This window comes from Bradyrhizobium sp. USDA 4506, assembly GCF_054058795.1.
In genome coordinates this window covers 3,065,881-3,080,614 of the sequence record NZ_JBSSBM010000002.1, presented here as the reverse complement: position 1 = coordinate 3,080,614, position 14,734 = coordinate 3,065,881, and the positions used below count along the sequence as shown (strand labels likewise).

At 64.7% G+C, this 14,734-nt stretch carries 17 protein-coding genes; 15 read left to right on the top strand and 2 right to left on the bottom strand.

Annotated features, from left to right (window positions below; genetic code table 11):
* The first annotated feature begins 158 nt into the window (after positions 1 to 158).
* Positions 159 to 1,172 (top strand): TRAP transporter substrate-binding protein, encoded by a 1,014-nt coding sequence (locus tag ACVIHF_RS16645; protein ID WP_456794097.1) that lies wholly within the window; start codon positions 159 to 161, stop codon positions 1,170 to 1,172.
* Between the two features lie 41 nt (positions 1,173 to 1,213).
* On the opposite strand, the gene ACVIHF_RS16640 is transcribed toward ACVIHF_RS16645, so the two are convergent.
* Both ACVIHF_RS16640 and ACVIHF_RS16635 read right to left on the bottom strand, forming a co-directional pair.
* Positions 1,214 to 2,506 carry a spinster family MFS transporter gene (locus ACVIHF_RS16640; RefSeq protein WP_253608455.1) on the bottom strand — a complete coding sequence of 431 codons (1,293 nt, stop codon included), beginning with the start codon at positions 2,504 to 2,506 and terminating at the stop codon, positions 1,214 to 1,216.
* A gap of 47 nt (positions 2,507 to 2,553) precedes the next feature.
* Positions 2,554 to 3,744 (bottom strand): Rieske 2Fe-2S domain-containing protein, encoded by a 1,191-nt coding sequence (locus tag ACVIHF_RS16635; protein WP_456792309.1) that lies wholly within the window; start codon positions 3,742 to 3,744, stop codon positions 2,554 to 2,556.
* A 131-nt stretch (positions 3,745 to 3,875) separates the two neighbouring features.
* Between ACVIHF_RS16635 and ACVIHF_RS16630 the strand changes: the two genes are divergently transcribed.
* The 14 genes from ACVIHF_RS16630 (at position 3,876) to nuoK (ending at position 14,726) form a co-directional block, all read left to right on the top strand.
* Positions 3,876 to 4,391 carry a MarR family winged helix-turn-helix transcriptional regulator gene (locus tag ACVIHF_RS16630; protein ID WP_057016467.1) on the top strand — a complete coding sequence of 172 codons (516 nt, stop codon included), beginning with the start codon at positions 3,876 to 3,878 and terminating at the stop codon, positions 4,389 to 4,391.
* 214 nt (positions 4,392 to 4,605) lie between these two features.
* Complete coding sequence (locus tag ACVIHF_RS16625) at positions 4,606 to 4,971, top strand: NADH-quinone oxidoreductase subunit A (protein WP_018271860.1); 366 nt, start codon at positions 4,606 to 4,608, stop codon at positions 4,969 to 4,971.
* Positions 4,972 to 5,021: 50 nt separating this feature from the next.
* Positions 5,022 to 5,567, top strand: coding sequence for a NuoB/complex I 20 kDa subunit family protein (locus ACVIHF_RS16620; protein ID WP_018271859.1), 546 nt, complete (start codon positions 5,022 to 5,024; stop codon positions 5,565 to 5,567).
* A gap of 10 nt (positions 5,568 to 5,577) precedes the next feature.
* On the top strand, positions 5,578 to 6,195 hold the full coding sequence (locus tag ACVIHF_RS16615; RefSeq protein WP_076825355.1) for an NADH-quinone oxidoreductase subunit C: 618 nt from the start codon (positions 5,578 to 5,580) through the stop codon (positions 6,193 to 6,195).
* Positions 6,192 to 7,388 (top strand): NADH-quinone oxidoreductase subunit D, encoded by a 1,197-nt coding sequence (locus ACVIHF_RS16610; protein WP_456792308.1) that lies wholly within the window; start codon positions 6,192 to 6,194, stop codon positions 7,386 to 7,388. Before ACVIHF_RS16615 ends, ACVIHF_RS16610 begins: the two co-directional genes overlap by 4 nt.
* A gap of 41 nt (positions 7,389 to 7,429) precedes the next feature.
* Positions 7,430 to 8,041 carry an NADH-quinone oxidoreductase subunit NuoE gene (gene nuoE, locus ACVIHF_RS16605; protein WP_253608458.1) on the top strand — a complete coding sequence of 204 codons (612 nt, stop codon included), beginning with the start codon at positions 7,430 to 7,432 and terminating at the stop codon, positions 8,039 to 8,041.
* Complete coding sequence (locus tag ACVIHF_RS16600) at positions 8,041 to 8,265, top strand: hypothetical protein (RefSeq protein WP_050384881.1); 225 nt, start codon at positions 8,041 to 8,043, stop codon at positions 8,263 to 8,265. The genes nuoE and ACVIHF_RS16600 overlap by 1 nt, the downstream gene beginning before the upstream one ends.
* Before the next feature lie 19 nt (positions 8,266 to 8,284).
* Positions 8,285 to 9,610: an NADH-quinone oxidoreductase subunit NuoF gene (nuoF, locus tag ACVIHF_RS16595; protein WP_310879526.1), complete on the top strand. Its 1,326-nt coding sequence runs from the start codon at positions 8,285 to 8,287 to the stop codon at positions 9,608 to 9,610.
* An 8-nt stretch (positions 9,611 to 9,618) separates the two neighbouring features.
* Entirely contained in the window at positions 9,619 to 10,107 is a 489-nt protein-coding gene (locus ACVIHF_RS16590) for a hypothetical protein (RefSeq protein ID WP_137477838.1), read from the top strand.
* Positions 10,108 to 10,114: 7 nt separating this feature from the next.
* Positions 10,115 to 12,190, top strand: a complete 2,076-nt coding sequence (gene nuoG / locus ACVIHF_RS16585) for an NADH-quinone oxidoreductase subunit NuoG (protein WP_456792307.1) — start codon at positions 10,115 to 10,117, stop codon at positions 12,188 to 12,190.
* Positions 12,191 to 12,200: 10 nt separating this feature from the next.
* A complete protein-coding gene (gene nuoH / locus ACVIHF_RS16580; RefSeq protein ID WP_018271855.1) occupies positions 12,201 to 13,271 on the top strand; it encodes an NADH-quinone oxidoreductase subunit NuoH in 1,071 nt (356 codons plus the stop codon).
* Positions 13,272 to 13,278: 7 nt separating this feature from the next.
* A complete protein-coding gene (gene nuoI / locus ACVIHF_RS16575) occupies positions 13,279 to 13,773 on the top strand; it encodes an NADH-quinone oxidoreductase subunit NuoI (RefSeq protein WP_018271854.1) in 495 nt (164 codons plus the stop codon).
* 9 nt (positions 13,774 to 13,782) lie between these two features.
* On the top strand, positions 13,783 to 14,421 hold the full coding sequence (locus ACVIHF_RS16570; RefSeq protein WP_028333975.1) for an NADH-quinone oxidoreductase subunit J: 639 nt from the start codon (positions 13,783 to 13,785) through the stop codon (positions 14,419 to 14,421).
* Entirely contained in the window at positions 14,418 to 14,726 is a 309-nt protein-coding gene (gene nuoK, locus ACVIHF_RS16565) for an NADH-quinone oxidoreductase subunit NuoK (RefSeq protein ID WP_016841823.1), read from the top strand. Before ACVIHF_RS16570 ends, nuoK begins: the two co-directional genes overlap by 4 nt.
* Positions 14,727 to 14,734: the final 8 nt, after the last annotated feature.

Here is a 14,734-nt window from a genome sequence, read left to right as displayed (position 1 = left end):
GGTAAGGCCCATCTGTTTCCGGATCGTTTCGTGAGTTCCGGGAAATGGTTTCGTGCCACGGGCGGATTGGTTTCACCGTGCCTTGCGTCACACTGCCGGCCGGCTAAAACTGCCCCAGGCGCGGAAATGCGCTTGGGAGAAAAACAATAATGAAAACAATGAGACTAACCCGGCGCCGGGTCCTTGGAACCGGCTCCGCGGCACTCGCCGCCACGATGTTTGGTAAGCGCGCCGTTGCGGCGGCCGAGTTCGACTTCAAGCTCGGCGTCAACACTCCGGAAACCCATCCGCTAACAATCCGCCTGACTGAGGCCGCCAAGGCGGTCGGCGCGCAGTCGTCCGGCCGGGTCAACATCACGGTGTTCGCCAACAGCCAGCTCGGCGGCGATCCGGAGATGCTGTCGCAGGTCCGCGCCGGCGGGATCGAGCTGTTGGCGGCGCCCAGCATGACGCTGTCGACGCTGGTGCCGCTATCGGGGCTGCCCAGCATCGGTTTCGCCTTCCAGTCCTACGACCAGGTCTGGGCGGCGATGGACGGCGGCGTCGGCGACCTTGTGCGCGAGGCGATCACGAAGACCGGCGTCGTGCCGCTGAAGAAGGTCTGGGACAACGGCTTCCGTCAGATCACCTCGTCGTCGAGCCGGCAGCTCAACAGCGTCGACGATCTCAAGGGTTTCAAGATCCGCGTGCCGGTGACGGCATTGCTGACGTCGCTGTTCTCAGGGCTCGGCGCATTGCCGTCGAGCATCTCCTACAGCGAACTCTATTCGGCGCTGCAGACCCACATCGTCGAAGGGCAGGAGAATCCGCTGGCGCAGGTCTCCACCGGAAAACTCTACGAGGTGCAGAAATTCTGCGCGCTCTCGAACCATTGCTGGAGCGGTTACTGGATCCTCGGCAACCGCCGCGCGATGGCCGGCCTGCCGCCCGATCTGCTTGAGCTCATCAATGCCGCGTTCGACGCCGCGGCGGTGAAGGAGCGTACCGATCTGGTCGAGATGGATCGCTCGCTGCAGGAGGAGCTAACCGGGAAGGGCATGACGTTCAACAAGCCCGATCCCGTGCAGTTCAGGGCCGCGTTGGTGAAGGCCGGCTTCTACACGCAGTGGCAGAAGACCTACGGCGCGGACGCCTGGGCGGCGCTGGAGAAATACACCGGCAAGCTGACGTGAGCGCAGCCTGACATCACGCGCCGGCTCGGCTGAGACGGGTGCTAGCTCGCGCGCGCGATGTCGGCGCGGATCGCGCGTGCCGCCAACACGAACAGCAGGGCACCGAGCGTCGTCGTGAGCGCGGCCGACAGCAGCGAGTAGCGAACCGCATCGACGCCGTAGGTGCCTTTCAGCGCGTCATTGATCATGCCGACGGCGAGGGGGCCGACGCCCTGGCCGAAGCAGGTCGCGGTCAGCAGCACGATCGCCCAGGCCAGCGCGCGCATGCTGGGTTTTGCCACCGTCTGCGCAATCGCGAAGATCGGGCCGAGATGAAAGCCGACCATGAACGAGGTCAGCGCCAGCGTCGCGACCATCAGCGTGAAGCTTTGCGTCAGCATGCACAGCGCGAACACCGGGCCGGCGAGACCGGACATGATCGCGGGCGCCCACAGCTTCCAGCGGTCGTCGCGACGGCCGATCTGCGCCACCACGAGGCCACCGATCAGCGTGCCCGCCATGCCGGCGAGACCCTTGAAGGTGCCGGCATAGGTGCCGATCTCGGCGCTGGTGAGGTGATGGATCCGCGCCAGGAACGGCGGGATCCACACCGCGGTGGCGTAGTTGGTGTAGGTCGTCAGACAAAAGCCGATCAGCACGATGACGAAGCTCGGCTGCGATACCAGGAAACGCAGCGTCGGCCCCAGCGGCTCGGCCTTGAAGGTCTCGGCCATCGCGCCGCGCTTCGGCTCGGCGATCGTCAGCCACAAGACGGCGGCGAGCGCGATGCCGGGCAGGCCGGCGGTGAAGAACGCCATCCGCCAGCCATAGTGCTGGTTGACATAGCCGCCGATGAAATAGCCGAGGAAGACGCCGAGATAGGTGCCGATCGCGTAGATGCCGAGCGCGCGCGGTCGTTCGTTCTTGTCGAAGAGATCGGCGATCATCGATTGCGAGGCCGGCGTGCCAGCCGACTCCCCGATGCCGACGCCGATCCGGGCCAAGGCCAGCGTCGTGACGCTGGAGGCGAGGCCGCAGAGATAGGTCATCGCGCTCCAGAACGCGAAGGCGACCGCGACGATGTTGCGGCGGTTGAGGCGATCGGCCATCCGCGCGATCGGAATGCCGAGCAGCGAATAGAACAGCACGAAACCGAACCCGGCGAGCAGGCCCATCGTGGTGTCGCTGAGCGTGAACTCCTTCTTGATCGGTTCGATCAGCACGTTGAAGATGGTGCGGTCGAGGAAGTTGAGGGCGTAGATGATCGTGAGCAAGGCGAGGACGTAGTAGCGGCGCGCCGAGGGCGCGGCCGCAGCTTGCGTTGGCGCGGCCGCCTGCGGTGCGACATCGACCATCACTTCCTCCCCCGATCTTCTTTGTTGTTGTTGCTTGCGCGCGGGCCTTACGCCTCGCGGATGTAATTCCCTGCCTCGAATTCGACCGGCCTCGTGTCGGCGTCGAACGACACCCCGATCGGGTCGCGGCCGGTGGCCATGGCCTCGAGCTGGTCAGCGAGCATCCGGCGGATCATCAGGATGCCGCGGTCGCTCTGGCCAAAATGCTCTTCGGAATGGATCGTCACCGCTCCCTGGCCGACCTGGGCCTCGTAGTCGCCGGGAAATTGCTGGTGCTCGGCCTCGGTCATGTCCCACCAGAACTTGCCGTTGAACTTCGAGCGCATCCGCCCGATATCGCCCGCGTTCTTGACCCGGCCGGCGACGTAGATGCGGAACGAGGTGTCGTCGATCGGCAAGGTCCAGCCGATCGATTCGACGCGCGCGAACTGCGCGACGCGCGGATTGGGCACGACGCGGAGTGTGGGGAGGGCGGCCTCGGTGACGCGATAGAACACCTTGCCGTCGTCCTGCCTGCGGATCGAACGCACCGTGACGCCGCGCGGCGACATCTCGAACTTCACCTCGGGCATCGAGGCCATCATGTTGGTGAACTGCGGCCCTGAGAACGAGCCGTGCAGCACCGGCACATGGTAGGGGTCCGCGACGTTCTCGAAATGCTGCAGCCAGTTGCAGGGGATCACGGCAGGGCCGCCGCCGCCGATCGAGGAATCGTCGGCCTCGACGAACTCGCCGTCGTCCATGTTCTCCAGGCACTCGTAGCGCGGCAGCACCGGCCTTTTCTCGGCCGGCCCCATATAGGCGAAGATCAGGCCGTAGCGTTCCTGCACCGGATACCAGGGCTGGCGCACCTTGTCCTTGAACAGGCCGCCGTCGGGCTCGCAGGGTTGTTCGAGGCAGCGGCCCTCGGTGTCGAATTTCCAGCCGTGATAGCAGCAGCGGATACCGTCTTCCTCGACCTTGCCGTAATAGAGCGTGGTGCCGCGGTGGCAGCAGCGCGCATGTAGCAGGCCGGCCCGGCCATGCCGGTCGCGGAACAGGATCAGGTCTTCGCCAAGTGCGCGGACTTTTCTGGGGATATCGGAGGCGTCACCGGTGAGGCCGACCGGGTGCCAATACCGGCGCAACAGCTCGCCCATCGGCGTGCCGCGGCCGACCGAGGTGAGCTCGGTCCGGGTGCTCGACGGCTTCATCGCATAGGCCGTGCCGAGATCGCGGTCCCGCTGGGTGATCGTCATGTTGTCCTCCCCCGCCGCTGGTCTGGCGCCGGCGGCTGATCTATCGTTGACCAAGTCAACGATAGATCGATGACAATGTCAACGATATCGTTGAGCTTGGCAGCGCGCGGCTTTGTTGGCAGAGGTTGGTGATGACCGAGAAGCTCAGGACTGAGAGGGCCTTGCCGCCGGAGGCCGTTGTCGATTCCGAACTGGCACCGATCACCGCGATGATGTCGTCGCGGCTGATGGTGCTGGCGAACCTGCTCAGGCGCGGCGCGATGCTGCGCTACAAGCGCCTGACCGGCCTGTCCTCGGTCGAGTTCGGTCTGGTCGCCTCGCTCGGCCGGCGGCCGCCGATGAGTGTGGTGCGGCTCGCCGAGGCCGTCGGCATGGACAAGGGGCAGATCAGCCGGGCGCTCGCCGAGCTCGTGGCGCGCAAGCTGGTGGCGAAGGCGGCCAATCCGCGCGACAACCGGGAGACCCTGGTCTCTCTCACCAAGGCCGGCCTGGCCGCCCATGATGCCATCGTGGCCGGCGCGCAGGAGCGAAACCGGCACCTGCTGGAACAGCTTGCGCCGGGGGATCTTGAGCTGCTGCTCGGACACATCGATCGGCTCACCCTGACCGCCGCCGAGATGCTCGCTGCCGAGCGGGGGCTGGGCTGATATGGGGAGAGCGCAGGGCACCGGATGGCCGCCGCGGCGTTGCCCATGGAGGCAAGCGCATCCGCCTGATGAGGCCAAGAGCCCGCGGGAAGGACGGTAAAAGCGTCAAAATAGCTTGTCTTGCGCCCTCTGTTGCGCTGCGCTAAAGCCTCAAGAACAATTCCAATCAACGAATCTGCGGCACGTCCGAAACCGCAGCAAGAAGGCCTCGCCGATGACCGGCATCCTGCAGAATTATCTCCCACTTGTGGTCTTTATCGGAGTCGCGAGCCTGATCGGTCTGGCACTCCTGATCGCGCCGTTCCTGGTCGCGTTCCAATCGCCGGACCCGGAAAAGCTGTCCGCCTATGAATGCGGATTCAACGCTTTTGACGACGCCCGCATGAAGTTCGACGTCCGCTTCTATCTGGTGGCGATCCTCTTCATCATCTTCGACCTCGAAGTGGCGTTCCTGTTCCCCTGGGCCGTGGCGTTCGGAAAGCTCGGCGCCACCGGGTTCTGGTCGATGATGGTGTTCCTGGCCGTGCTGACGGTCGGGTTTGCGTATGAATGGAAGAAAGGCGCGCTCGAATGGGATTGAGCCCCACCGCCGCAACCTCCCAGCCGGCGATTGCCAAATCTGAGATCGCCATGGCTCCGAAGGGTATTCTTGATCCGTCGACCGGCAAGCCGGTCGGCGCCAACGATCCGTTTTTCCTTGAGGTGAATCACGAGCTGTCCGACAAGGGCTTCTTCGTCGCCGCGGCCGATGACCTCATCACCTGGGCGCGCACCGGCTCCCTGATGTGGATGACCTTCGGTCTCGCCTGCTGTGCGGTCGAGATGATGCAGGTCTCGATGCCGCGCTATGACGTCGAACGCTTCGGCTTCGCACCGCGCGCCTCGCCGCGGCAGTCCGACGTGATGATCGTTGCGGGCACCCTGACCAACAAGATGGCGCCCGCGCTGCGCAAGGTCTACGACCAGATGCCGGAGCCGCGCTACGTCATCTCGATGGGCTCCTGCGCCAATGGCGGCGGCTACTATCACTACTCCTATTCGGTGGTGCGTGGCTGCGATCGCATCGTGCCGATCGACATCTACGTGCCCGGCTGCCCGCCCACGGCGGAAGCGCTGCTCTACGGTGTGCTGCTGCTGCAGAAGAAGATCCGCCGTATCGGCACTATTGAACGCTAAGGTTTCAGGTATGGACGACGGCAAGCTCGACGCCCTTGGGCAGACGATCGTGAGCGCGCTTCCGGGCGCGGCCACGGCGCACTCGGTCGCGTTCAATCAGCTCACTATCGACGTCGAGATTGGCAGAATCGTGGAGGTCGCCAGGTTTCTGCGTGACGATCCCGGCTGCCGTTTCGTCAACGTCACCGACGTGACCGCGGTCGACTATCCGAGCCGCGAGAAGCGCTTCGACGTCGTCTACCATCTGCTGTCGCCGACGCTGAACGCGCGCGTCCGTTTGCGCGGGCAGGCCGACGAGACCACGCAGGTGCCGTCGATCATCGGCGTCTTCCCGGGCGCCGACTGGTTCGAGCGCGAGACCTACGACCTCTATGGCGTGATCTTCACCGGCCATCCCGACATGCGCCGCCTGCTGACGGACTACGGCTTCGACGGCCATCCGCTGCGCAAGGATTTCCCGCTCACCGGCTTCGTCGAGGTCCGCTACGACGACCAGGAGAAGCGGGTGCTGTATGAGCCGGTCCGGCTCAACCAGGAATTCCGCAAGTTCGATTTCCTTTCGCCCTGGGAAGGCGCGGACTATCCGCTGCCCGGCGATGAGAAGGCCAAGGCGGAGCCGAAGCCATGAATGAACAATCGCAAAACCTTCGTAACTTCACCATCAACTTTGGGCCGCAGCATCCGGCGGCGCACGGCGTGCTTCGTCTTGTGCTGGAGCTTGACGGCGAAGTCGTCGAACGCGTCGATCCGCATATCGGCCTGCTTCACCGCGGCACCGAGAAGCTGATCGAGCACAAGACCTATCTGCAGGCGATTCCCTATTTCGACCGGCTCGACTATGTCGCGCCGATGAACCAGGAGCATGCGTTCTGCCTCGCGGCGGAAAAGCTGCTCGGCATTACGGTGCCGCGCCGCGGCCAGTTGATCCGCGTGCTCTATTGCGAGATCGGCCGCATCCTGTCGCATCTGCTCAACGTCACCACCCAGGCGATGGACGTCGGCGCGCTGACCCCGCCGCTGTGGGGCTTCGAAGAGCGCGAGAAGCTGATGGTGTTCTACGAGCGCGCCTCGGGCTCGCGCATGCACGCGGCGTTCTTCCGCGTCGGCGGCGTGCACCAGGACCTGCCGCCGAAGCTGATCGACGACATCGAGGCGTGGTGCGATCCGTTCCTCAAGGTGGTCGACGACCTCGATCGGCTGCTCACCGGGAACCGCATCTTCAAGCAGCGCAACGTCGATATCGGCGTGGTGCCGCTGAAAGAAGCCTGGGAGTGGGGCTTCTCCGGCGTGATGGTGCGTGGCTCGGGCGCGGCCTGGGACCTGCGCAAGTCGCAGCCCTATGAGTGCTACGCCGAGATGGATTTCGACATTCCGATCGGCAAGAACGGCGACTGCTACGACCGCTATCTGATCCGCATGGAAGAGATGCGCCAGTCGGTGCGCATCATGAAGCAGTGCATCCAGAAGCTCAAGGCACCCGACGGGCAGGGCCCGGTCGTGGTCGAGGACAATAAGATCGCGCCGCCGCGCCGCGGTGAGATGAAGCGCTCGATGGAAGCGCTGATCCATCACTTCAAGCTCTACACCGAAGGCGTGCATGTGCCGGCCGGCGAAATCTATGCCGCGGTCGAGGCGCCGAAGGGCGAGTTCGGCGTCTACCTCGTCGCCGACGGCACCAACAAGCCCTACAAGTGCAAGATCCGCGCGCCGGGCTTCGCCCATCTGCAGGCGATGGATCACATCTGCAGGGGCCATCTGCTGGCCGACGTTTCCGCCATCCTGGGCTCGCTGGACATCGTGTTCGGCGAAGTCGACCGGTGACGATGTCCGCATCCGAACCGCGCGCAATGAGAGTTTGATCGATGTCCGTCCGCCGCCTTGCCCCGAAGGAATTGCAGCCCGCGAGCTTCACGTTCACGGACGAGAATCTTGCCTGGGCCAAGAAGCAGATCGAGAAATATCCGCCGGGCCGTCAGGCCTCGGCCGCGATCGCGATCCTTTGGCGCGTGCAGGAGCAGCATGACGGCTGGGTTTCGGAAGCCGCGATCCGCGCCGTCGCCGACCTGCTCGAGATGCCGCATATCCGCATGCTGGAGATCGCGACCTTCTACACCATGTTCCAGCTCTCGCCGGTCGGCAAGAAGGCACATGTGCAGGTGTGCGGCACCACGCCGTGCCGGCTGCGCGGCGCCGCCGACCTGATCGAGGTCTGCCAGCACCGTATCCATCACGATCCCTTCCAGCTGTCGAAAGACGGCAACTTCTCCTGGGAAGAAGTCGAGTGCCTGGGGGCCTGCGTGAACGCGCCGATGGTGCTGATCTGGAAGGACACCTATGAGGATCTGACCAAGGAAAGCTTCGGCAAGGTGCTCGACGGCTTTGCCGCCGGCAATCCGCCGAAGCCGGGCCCGCAGATCGACCGTCAGTTCTCGGCGCCCGCCGGCGGGCCGACGACGCTGAAGGAAATCACCTGATGCGGAGCTTTCAGGTGCTGGCAAACGGGCAGGAAAACAAGGCAGGGAGGGGCGCTGCGATGAAGGCCTGGCGCACGATCGCCCTGCATACCGCTGTCGCGGCGGGCTTCATGTTCCTGCTGCAACGCTACGGCCTGAGCGCCACGCTGGAATCCAGCCTGTTGTGGGCCATCGTGTTCGGCGGCTGCGCCGCCGGGCTCGCTTATTCGCAAGCCAATCGGTGATGTTCGGAAAGTTTTGAGCATGCTCGACGACAAGGACCGCATCTTCAAGAACCTCTACGGCCTGCATGATTGGGGCCTCGAGGGCGCGCGCCGCAGAGGCGCCTGGGATGGCACCAAGGGGATCATCGACAAGGGTCGCGACTGGATCATCAACGAGATGAAGGCGTCGGGCCTGCGCGGCCGCGGTGGCGCCGGCTTCCCGACCGGCATGAAGTGGTCCTTCATGCCGAAGGAATCCAAGGACGGCCGTCCGAGCTATCTCGTCGTCAACGCCGACGAGTCGGAGCCCGGCACCTGCAAGGACCGCGAGATCATGCGGCACGATCCGCATCTTTTGGTCGAAGGCTGCCTGCTCGCGAGCTTCGCGATGGGCGCGCATGCCTGCTACGTCTATATCCGCGGCGAGTTCATCCGCGAGCGCGAGCGGCTGCAGGCGGCGATCGACCAGGCCTATGAGGCCAAGCTGGTCGGCAAGGACAATATCAACGGCTGGCCGTTCGACATCTATGTCGCGCACGGCGCCGGCGCCTATATCTGCGGCGAGGAGACCGCGCTGCTCGAGAGCCTCGAGGGCAAGAAGGGCCAGCCGCGGCTGAAGCCGCCGTTCCCGGCCAATGTCGGCCTCTATGGCTGCCCGACCACCGTCAACAACGTCGAGTCGATCGCGGTCGCGCCGGACATCCTGCGCCGCGGCGCCGCCTGGTTCGCCGGCATCGGCCGGCCGAACAATGTCGGCACCAAGCTGTTCTGCATCTCCGGCCACGTCGAGCGGCCCTGCAACGTCGAAGAGGCGATGGGGATTCCGTTCCGCGAGCTGATCGAGAAGCATTGCGGCGGCATCCGCGGCGGCTGGGGCAATCTCAAAGCCGTGATCCCCGGCGGCTCGTCGGTGCGCATGGTGCCGGCCGAGCAGATCATCGACACGCCGATGGATTTCGACTCTTTGAGCAAGCTGCGCTCGGGTCTCGGCACCGCGGCGGTGATCGTGATGGACAAGTCGACCGACCTGATCCGGGCGATCGCGCGAATCTCCTATTTCTACAAGCATGAGAGCTGCGGCCAGTGCACGCCGTGCCGCGAGGGCACCGGCTGGATGTGGCGCGTCTTGACCCGCATGGCCGAGGGCCGCGCCCACAAGCGCGAGATCGACATGCTGCTGGAGGTCACCAAGCAGGTCGAGGGTCACACCATCTGCGCGCTCGGCGACGCCGCCGCCTGGCCGATCCAGGGCCTGATCGCGCATTTCCGTCACGAGATCGAAGAGCGCATCGACCAGTATTCACACAAGGCCGATCTCGACGATCAGGGCATTCGCGATCCCATGCACATGGTAGCCGCGGAGTAATGCTGGCGATGACGCAACAGGCCGCATGGTGGCAGAAGTACGGGACGCTTGCGCAGATGGCGCAGGCGACCGTGGCGCTGCTCGGCTTTGTTGCAATCCTGCTGCAGATCAACGAAATCCGTACCTCGAACCGTGCTTCCAGCGCGCGTTCGGCGTTTCTCGGCTACACCGATCTCGCATTCCAGAATCCGAAATTCGCTCAGCCGGACTACGAGGCCATCAAGGCCGCCGGTCGCGAGGAGCGATCGCAATATGAGAGTTTTGTCTCGTACTTCCTCTATGCCTGCGAGGAGACCTTTGCCGCATTCGCGGACAAGCGCGAATGGCAGGCATCGTGTGACTACGACCTGAAACCGCATCTGCCGTTCCTCTGCGAGAAGAACCAGGCGCAGCCTGCCTATCTCGCGACCTACGGCGCCGACACCCAGCAATGGGTGAAGACCTCATTGAAAACCGCGAGCGTCGCACCGCCCGACTGCAAGCTCGGAAAGACTTGAGACAGACATGAGCAAGATCATCGTCGATGGCAAAGAGATCGATGTGCCGCCGGAGTACACGCTGCTGCAGGCATGCGAGGCGGCCGGCGCCGAGATTCCGCGCTTCTGCTATCACGAGCGGCTGTCGATCGCCGGTAATTGCCGGATGTGCCTGGTCGAGGTGAAGGGCGGCCCGAAGCCGGTCGCGAGCTGCGCCTGGGCCGTGCGCGACTGCCGGCCGGGCCCGAAGGGCGAGCCGCCGGAGATCTCGACCCGTTCGCCGATGGTGAAGAAGGCACGCGAAGGCGTGATGGAGTTCCTGCTGATCAACCATCCGCTGGACTGCCCGATCTGCGACCAGGGCGGCGAGTGCGATCTGCAGGACCAGGCGATGGGCTACGGCGTCGACACCAGCCGTTTCGCCGAGAACAAGCGCGCGGTCGAGGACAAGTATCTCGGCGCGCTGGTCAAGACCTCGATGAACCGCTGCATCCAGTGCACGCGCTGCGTCCGCTTCTCCGCCGAAGTCTGCGGCGCGCCGGAAATGGGCGCGACCGGCCGCGGCGAGGACATGGAGATCACCACCTATCTCGAGCAGGCGCTGAGCTCGGAGCTGCAGGGCAACCTCGTCGATATCTGCCCGGTCGGCGCGCTGACCTCGAAGCCCTACGCCTTCGCGGCGCGGCCCTGGGAGCTCGGCAAGACGCAGTCGGTCGACGTCATGGACGGCGTGGGATCTGCGATCCGCGTCGACACCCGCGGCCGCGAGGTGATGCGCATCCTGCCGCGCATCAACGAGGCGGTGAACGAGGAGTGGATCTCCGACAAGACCCGCCACATCGTCGACGGCCTGCGTACGCAGCGCCTCGACCGGCCCTATGTGCGCGAGAACGGCCAGCTCCGGCCGGCGACCTGGCAGGAAGCCTTCGCCGCCATCGCCGCCAGGGCCAGCCGCAGCGACGGCAAGCGGATCGGCGCGATCGCCGGCGATCTGGCCGCGGTCGACGAAATGTATGCGCTGAAGGAAATGCTCGCGAAGTTCGGCTCGGTCAATCTCGCCGTGCAGGGCGGCGATGCGTTCGACGCCAAGGCCGGCCGCGGCTCCTACATCTTCAATCCGACCATTGCCGGCATCGACCAGGCCGACGCGATCCTGATCATCGGCTCGCATCCGCGCAAGGAAGCCGCCGTGCTGAACGCGCGGATCCGCAAGCGCTGGCGCACCGGCGGGCTCAAGGTCGGCATGATCGGCGCCAAGGCCGATTTCACCTATGACCACGACTATCTCGGCGCGGGCACCGATACGCTGGCCGATCTCGCGGCGGGCAAGCACTCCTTTGCCGACGTCTTGAAGAAGGCGCAGCACCCGATCATCCTGGTCGGCGCCGGCGCCTACACCAGGCATGACGGGGCGGCCGTGCTGGCGCAGGCCGCCAAGCTCGCAGTCGACGTCGGCGCGCTGAAGGACGGCTGGAACGGCTTTGCCGTGTTGCAGGATACCGCCTCGCGCGCCGGCGCGCTCGATATCGGCTTCTCGCCGGCGGCGGGTGGCCTGACCTCAGCGCAGATGACGACCTTCGGCACGCTCGACGTGCTGTTCCTGCTTGGCGCCGACGAGATCAAGGTGCCGGACGGTACCTTCGTGGTCTATATCGGCACCCATGGCGACCAGGGCGCGCATCGCGCCGACGTCATCCTGCCGGGCGCGGCCTATACCGAGAAGTCCGGCATCTACGTCAACACCGAAGGCCGGGCGCAGATCGCCAACCGCGCCGCATTCCCGCCGGGCGAGGCCCGCGAGGACTGGGCGATCATCCGCGCGCTGTCCGATGTGCTCGGCAAGAAGCTGCCGTTCGACTCGCTGCAGGCGCTGCGTCAGGCTATGTTCAAGGCCTACCCGCATCTGATGCGGCTCGACCAGATCGAGGCCGGCAAGCCCGACGACGTCAAGGCGCTGGCAGGCAAGGGCGGCAGCGTCGACAAGGCGGCATTCAAGCCGACCGTCGAGGACTTCTATCTGACCAACCCGATCGCGCGGGCCTCTGCCGTGATGGCGGAGTGCTCGCGGCTGGCGTCGGGCCGAATGCTGACGGCAGCGGAGTGAGCGTGACCTGATGGCTGAATTCTTCGCAAGCTCGTTCTGGACCGGCTTCCTCTGGCCGCTGATCATCATGGTCGCGGAGAGCCTGTTGCTGCTGGTCGTGCTCCTGATCGCGATCGCCTACATCCTGCTCGCCGACCGCAAGATCTGGGCGGCGGTGCAGATCCGCCGCGGCCCCAACGTGGTCGGGCCGTTCGGATTGCTGCAATCCTTCGCCGACCTCCTGAAATTCGTGCTGAAGGAGCCGGTGATTCCGTCCGGCTCCAACAAGGGCGTGTTCCTGCTGGCGCCGCTGGTGTCGTGCATCCTGGCGCTGGCCGCCTGGGCGGTGATCCCGTTCGATCTCGGCTGGGTGATCTCCGACATCAATGTCGGCGTTCTCTACATCTTCGCGATCTCGTCGCTGTCGATCTACGGCATCATCATGGCCGGCTGGTCGTCGAACTCGAAATATCCGTTCCTGGCCGCGCTGCGCTCGGCGGCGCAGATGGTGTCCTACGAGGTCTCGATCGGCTTCGTCATCATCACCGTGCTGCTCTGCGTCGGCTCGCTGAACCTGTCGGCGGTGGTCGAGGCGCAGAACACCCGCGGGCTTGCGCACCTGATCGGCCTGCCGCAGCTCACCATCCTGAACTGGTATGTGTGGCCGCTGTTCCCGATGTTCGTCGTGTTCTACGTCTCGGCGCTGGCGGAAACCAATCGTCCGCCGTTCGATCTGGTCGAGGCCGAATCCGAACTGGTCGCCGGCTTCATGACCGAATACGGCTCGACCCCGTATCTTTTGTTCATGCTCGGCGAGTATGTCGCGATCACCACGATGTGCGCGCTGGCGTCGATCCTGTTCCTGGGCGGCTGGCTGCCGCCGGTCAATCTGCCGCCGTTCACCTGGATTCCGGGCATCGTCTGGTTCGCCCTGAAGGTGTTCTTCATGTTCTTCATGTTCGCGATGGCGAAGGCGATCGTGCCGCGCTACCGCTACGATCAACTGATGCGGCTCGGCTGGAAGGTGTTCCTGCCGCTGTCGCTGGCGATGGTGGTGATCGTGGCCGGCGTGCTGCAGTTCGCCGGCATCGCGCCGAAGTGAGGCCGTCATGAGTGTCAATGTCAACGCAACAGCCCGCTCGCTTCTGCTGTCGGAATTCGTCTCGGCGTTCTTCCTCGCGATGCGCTATTTCTTCCAGCCGAAGCCGACGCTGAACTATCCCTTCGAGAAGGGCCCGATCTCGCCGCGCTTCCGCGGCGAGCACGCGCTGCGCCGTTATCCGAACGGCGAGGAACGCTGCATCGCCTGCAAGCTGTGCGAGGCGATCTGCCCGGCGCAGGCGATCACGATCGAGGCCGGCCCGCGCCGCAACGACGGCACCCGCCGCACGGTGCGTTACGACATCGACATGGTGAAGTGCATCTATTGCGGCCTGTGCCAGGAGGCATGCCCGGTGGACGCCATCGTCGAGGGACCGAATTTCGAATTCGCGACCGAGACCCGCGAGGAACTGTACTATGACAAGGCCAAGCTGCTCGCCAATGGCGACCGCTGGGAGCGCGAGATCGCGAAGTCGATCGCGCTCGACGCGCCGTACCGGTGAGGTGAGGGCATGATCCTTCCGGCGCTGTTCTTCTACCTGTTTGCTGCGGCGTGCGTGGCCTCGGCGGTGATGGTGATTGTCTCGCGCAATCCCGTGCACTCCGTGCTGTTCCTGATCCTGGCCTTCGTCAACGCGGCCGGGCTGTTCATCCTGATGGGCGCCGAGTTCCTCGGGATGATGCTGATCGTGGTCTATGTCGGCGCCGTCGCGGTGCTGTTCCTGTTCGTGATCATGATGCTCGACGTCGACTTCGTCGAGCTGCGCGAGGGCTTCATCCAGTATCTGCCGATTGGCATCGTGATCGGCGGCATCTTCATGTTCGAGCTGCTGCTCGTGGTCGGCGCCTGGGTGATCAACCCGGCCGTGACAAAGACGATCACCGCGGCGATCCCGACCAATGTCAGCAACACCGAAGCGCTCGGCCTCGTGCTCTATACGAAGTACATCCATTACTTCCAGCTCGCCGGCATGGTGCTGCTGGTTGCGATGATCGGCGCCATCGTGCTGACGCTGCGCCACAAGGCCAAGGTCAAGCGGCAGAACATCAACGTGCAGAACGCGCGCACGCCCGAGATGGCGATGGCGATGCGCAAGGTGGCGTCGGGGCAGGGCCTGCAGGATGCCGACGCGGCGGAGTGGGTGAAATGACGATCGGGCTCGGACACTATCTCGCGGTCGCCGCGATCCTGTTCACGCTCGGGATCCTCGGCATCTTCCTCAACCGCAAGAACATCATCGTCATCCTGATGTCGATCGAGCTGATCCTGCTGTCGGTCAACATCAATCTGGTGGCGTTCTCGACCTTCCTCGGCGACATCGTCGGCCAGGTGTTCGCGCTCTTGGTGCTGACGGTGGCCGCCGCCGAGGCTGCGATCGGTCTCGCCGTGCTGGTGGTGTATTTCCGCAACCGCGGTTCGATCGCGGTTGAAGACGTCAATCTGATGAAGGGCTAGGCGCAGTT

Excerpts from the sequence above, each read along its gene's own strand:
- nuoG (WP_456792307.1), top strand. The coding sequence starts at position 10,115 with ATGAGCAAGATCATCGTCGATGGCAAAGAGATCGATGTGCCGCCGGAG.
- nuoI (WP_018271854.1), top strand. The coding sequence starts at position 13,279 with ATGAGTGTCAATGTCAACGCAACAGCCCGCTCGCTTCTGCTGTCGGAA.
- ACVIHF_RS16620 (WP_018271859.1), top strand. The coding sequence starts at position 5,022 with ATGGCTCCGAAGGGTATTCTTGATCCGTCGACCGGCAAGCCGGTCGGC.
- ACVIHF_RS16610 (WP_456792308.1), top strand. The coding sequence starts at position 6,192 with ATGAATGAACAATCGCAAAACCTTCGTAACTTCACCATCAACTTTGGG.
- ACVIHF_RS16635 (WP_456792309.1), bottom strand. The coding sequence starts at position 3,744 with ATGACGATCACCCAGCGGGACCGCGATCTCGGCACGGCCTATGCGATG.
- ACVIHF_RS16640 (WP_253608455.1), bottom strand. The coding sequence starts at position 2,506 with ATGGTCGATGTCGCACCGCAGGCGGCCGCGCCAACGCAAGCTGCGGCC.
- nuoE (WP_253608458.1), top strand. The coding sequence starts at position 7,430 with ATGTCCGTCCGCCGCCTTGCCCCGAAGGAATTGCAGCCCGCGAGCTTC.
- ACVIHF_RS16645 (WP_456794097.1), top strand. The coding sequence starts at position 159 with ATGAGACTAACCCGGCGCCGGGTCCTTGGAACCGGCTCCGCGGCACTC.
- ACVIHF_RS16590 (WP_137477838.1), top strand. The coding sequence starts at position 9,619 with ATGACGCAACAGGCCGCATGGTGGCAGAAGTACGGGACGCTTGCGCAG.
- ACVIHF_RS16625 (WP_018271860.1), top strand. The coding sequence starts at position 4,606 with ATGACCGGCATCCTGCAGAATTATCTCCCACTTGTGGTCTTTATCGGA.
- ACVIHF_RS16615 (WP_076825355.1), top strand. The coding sequence starts at position 5,578 with ATGGACGACGGCAAGCTCGACGCCCTTGGGCAGACGATCGTGAGCGCG.
- nuoH (WP_018271855.1), top strand. The coding sequence starts at position 12,201 with ATGGCTGAATTCTTCGCAAGCTCGTTCTGGACCGGCTTCCTCTGGCCG.
- ACVIHF_RS16570 (WP_028333975.1), top strand. The coding sequence starts at position 13,783 with ATGATCCTTCCGGCGCTGTTCTTCTACCTGTTTGCTGCGGCGTGCGTG.
- ACVIHF_RS16630 (WP_057016467.1), top strand. The coding sequence starts at position 3,876 with ATGACCGAGAAGCTCAGGACTGAGAGGGCCTTGCCGCCGGAGGCCGTT.
- ACVIHF_RS16600 (WP_050384881.1), top strand. The coding sequence starts at position 8,041 with ATGCGGAGCTTTCAGGTGCTGGCAAACGGGCAGGAAAACAAGGCAGGG.
- nuoK (WP_016841823.1), top strand. The coding sequence starts at position 14,418 with ATGACGATCGGGCTCGGACACTATCTCGCGGTCGCCGCGATCCTGTTC.
- nuoF (WP_310879526.1), top strand. The coding sequence starts at position 8,285 with ATGCTCGACGACAAGGACCGCATCTTCAAGAACCTCTACGGCCTGCAT.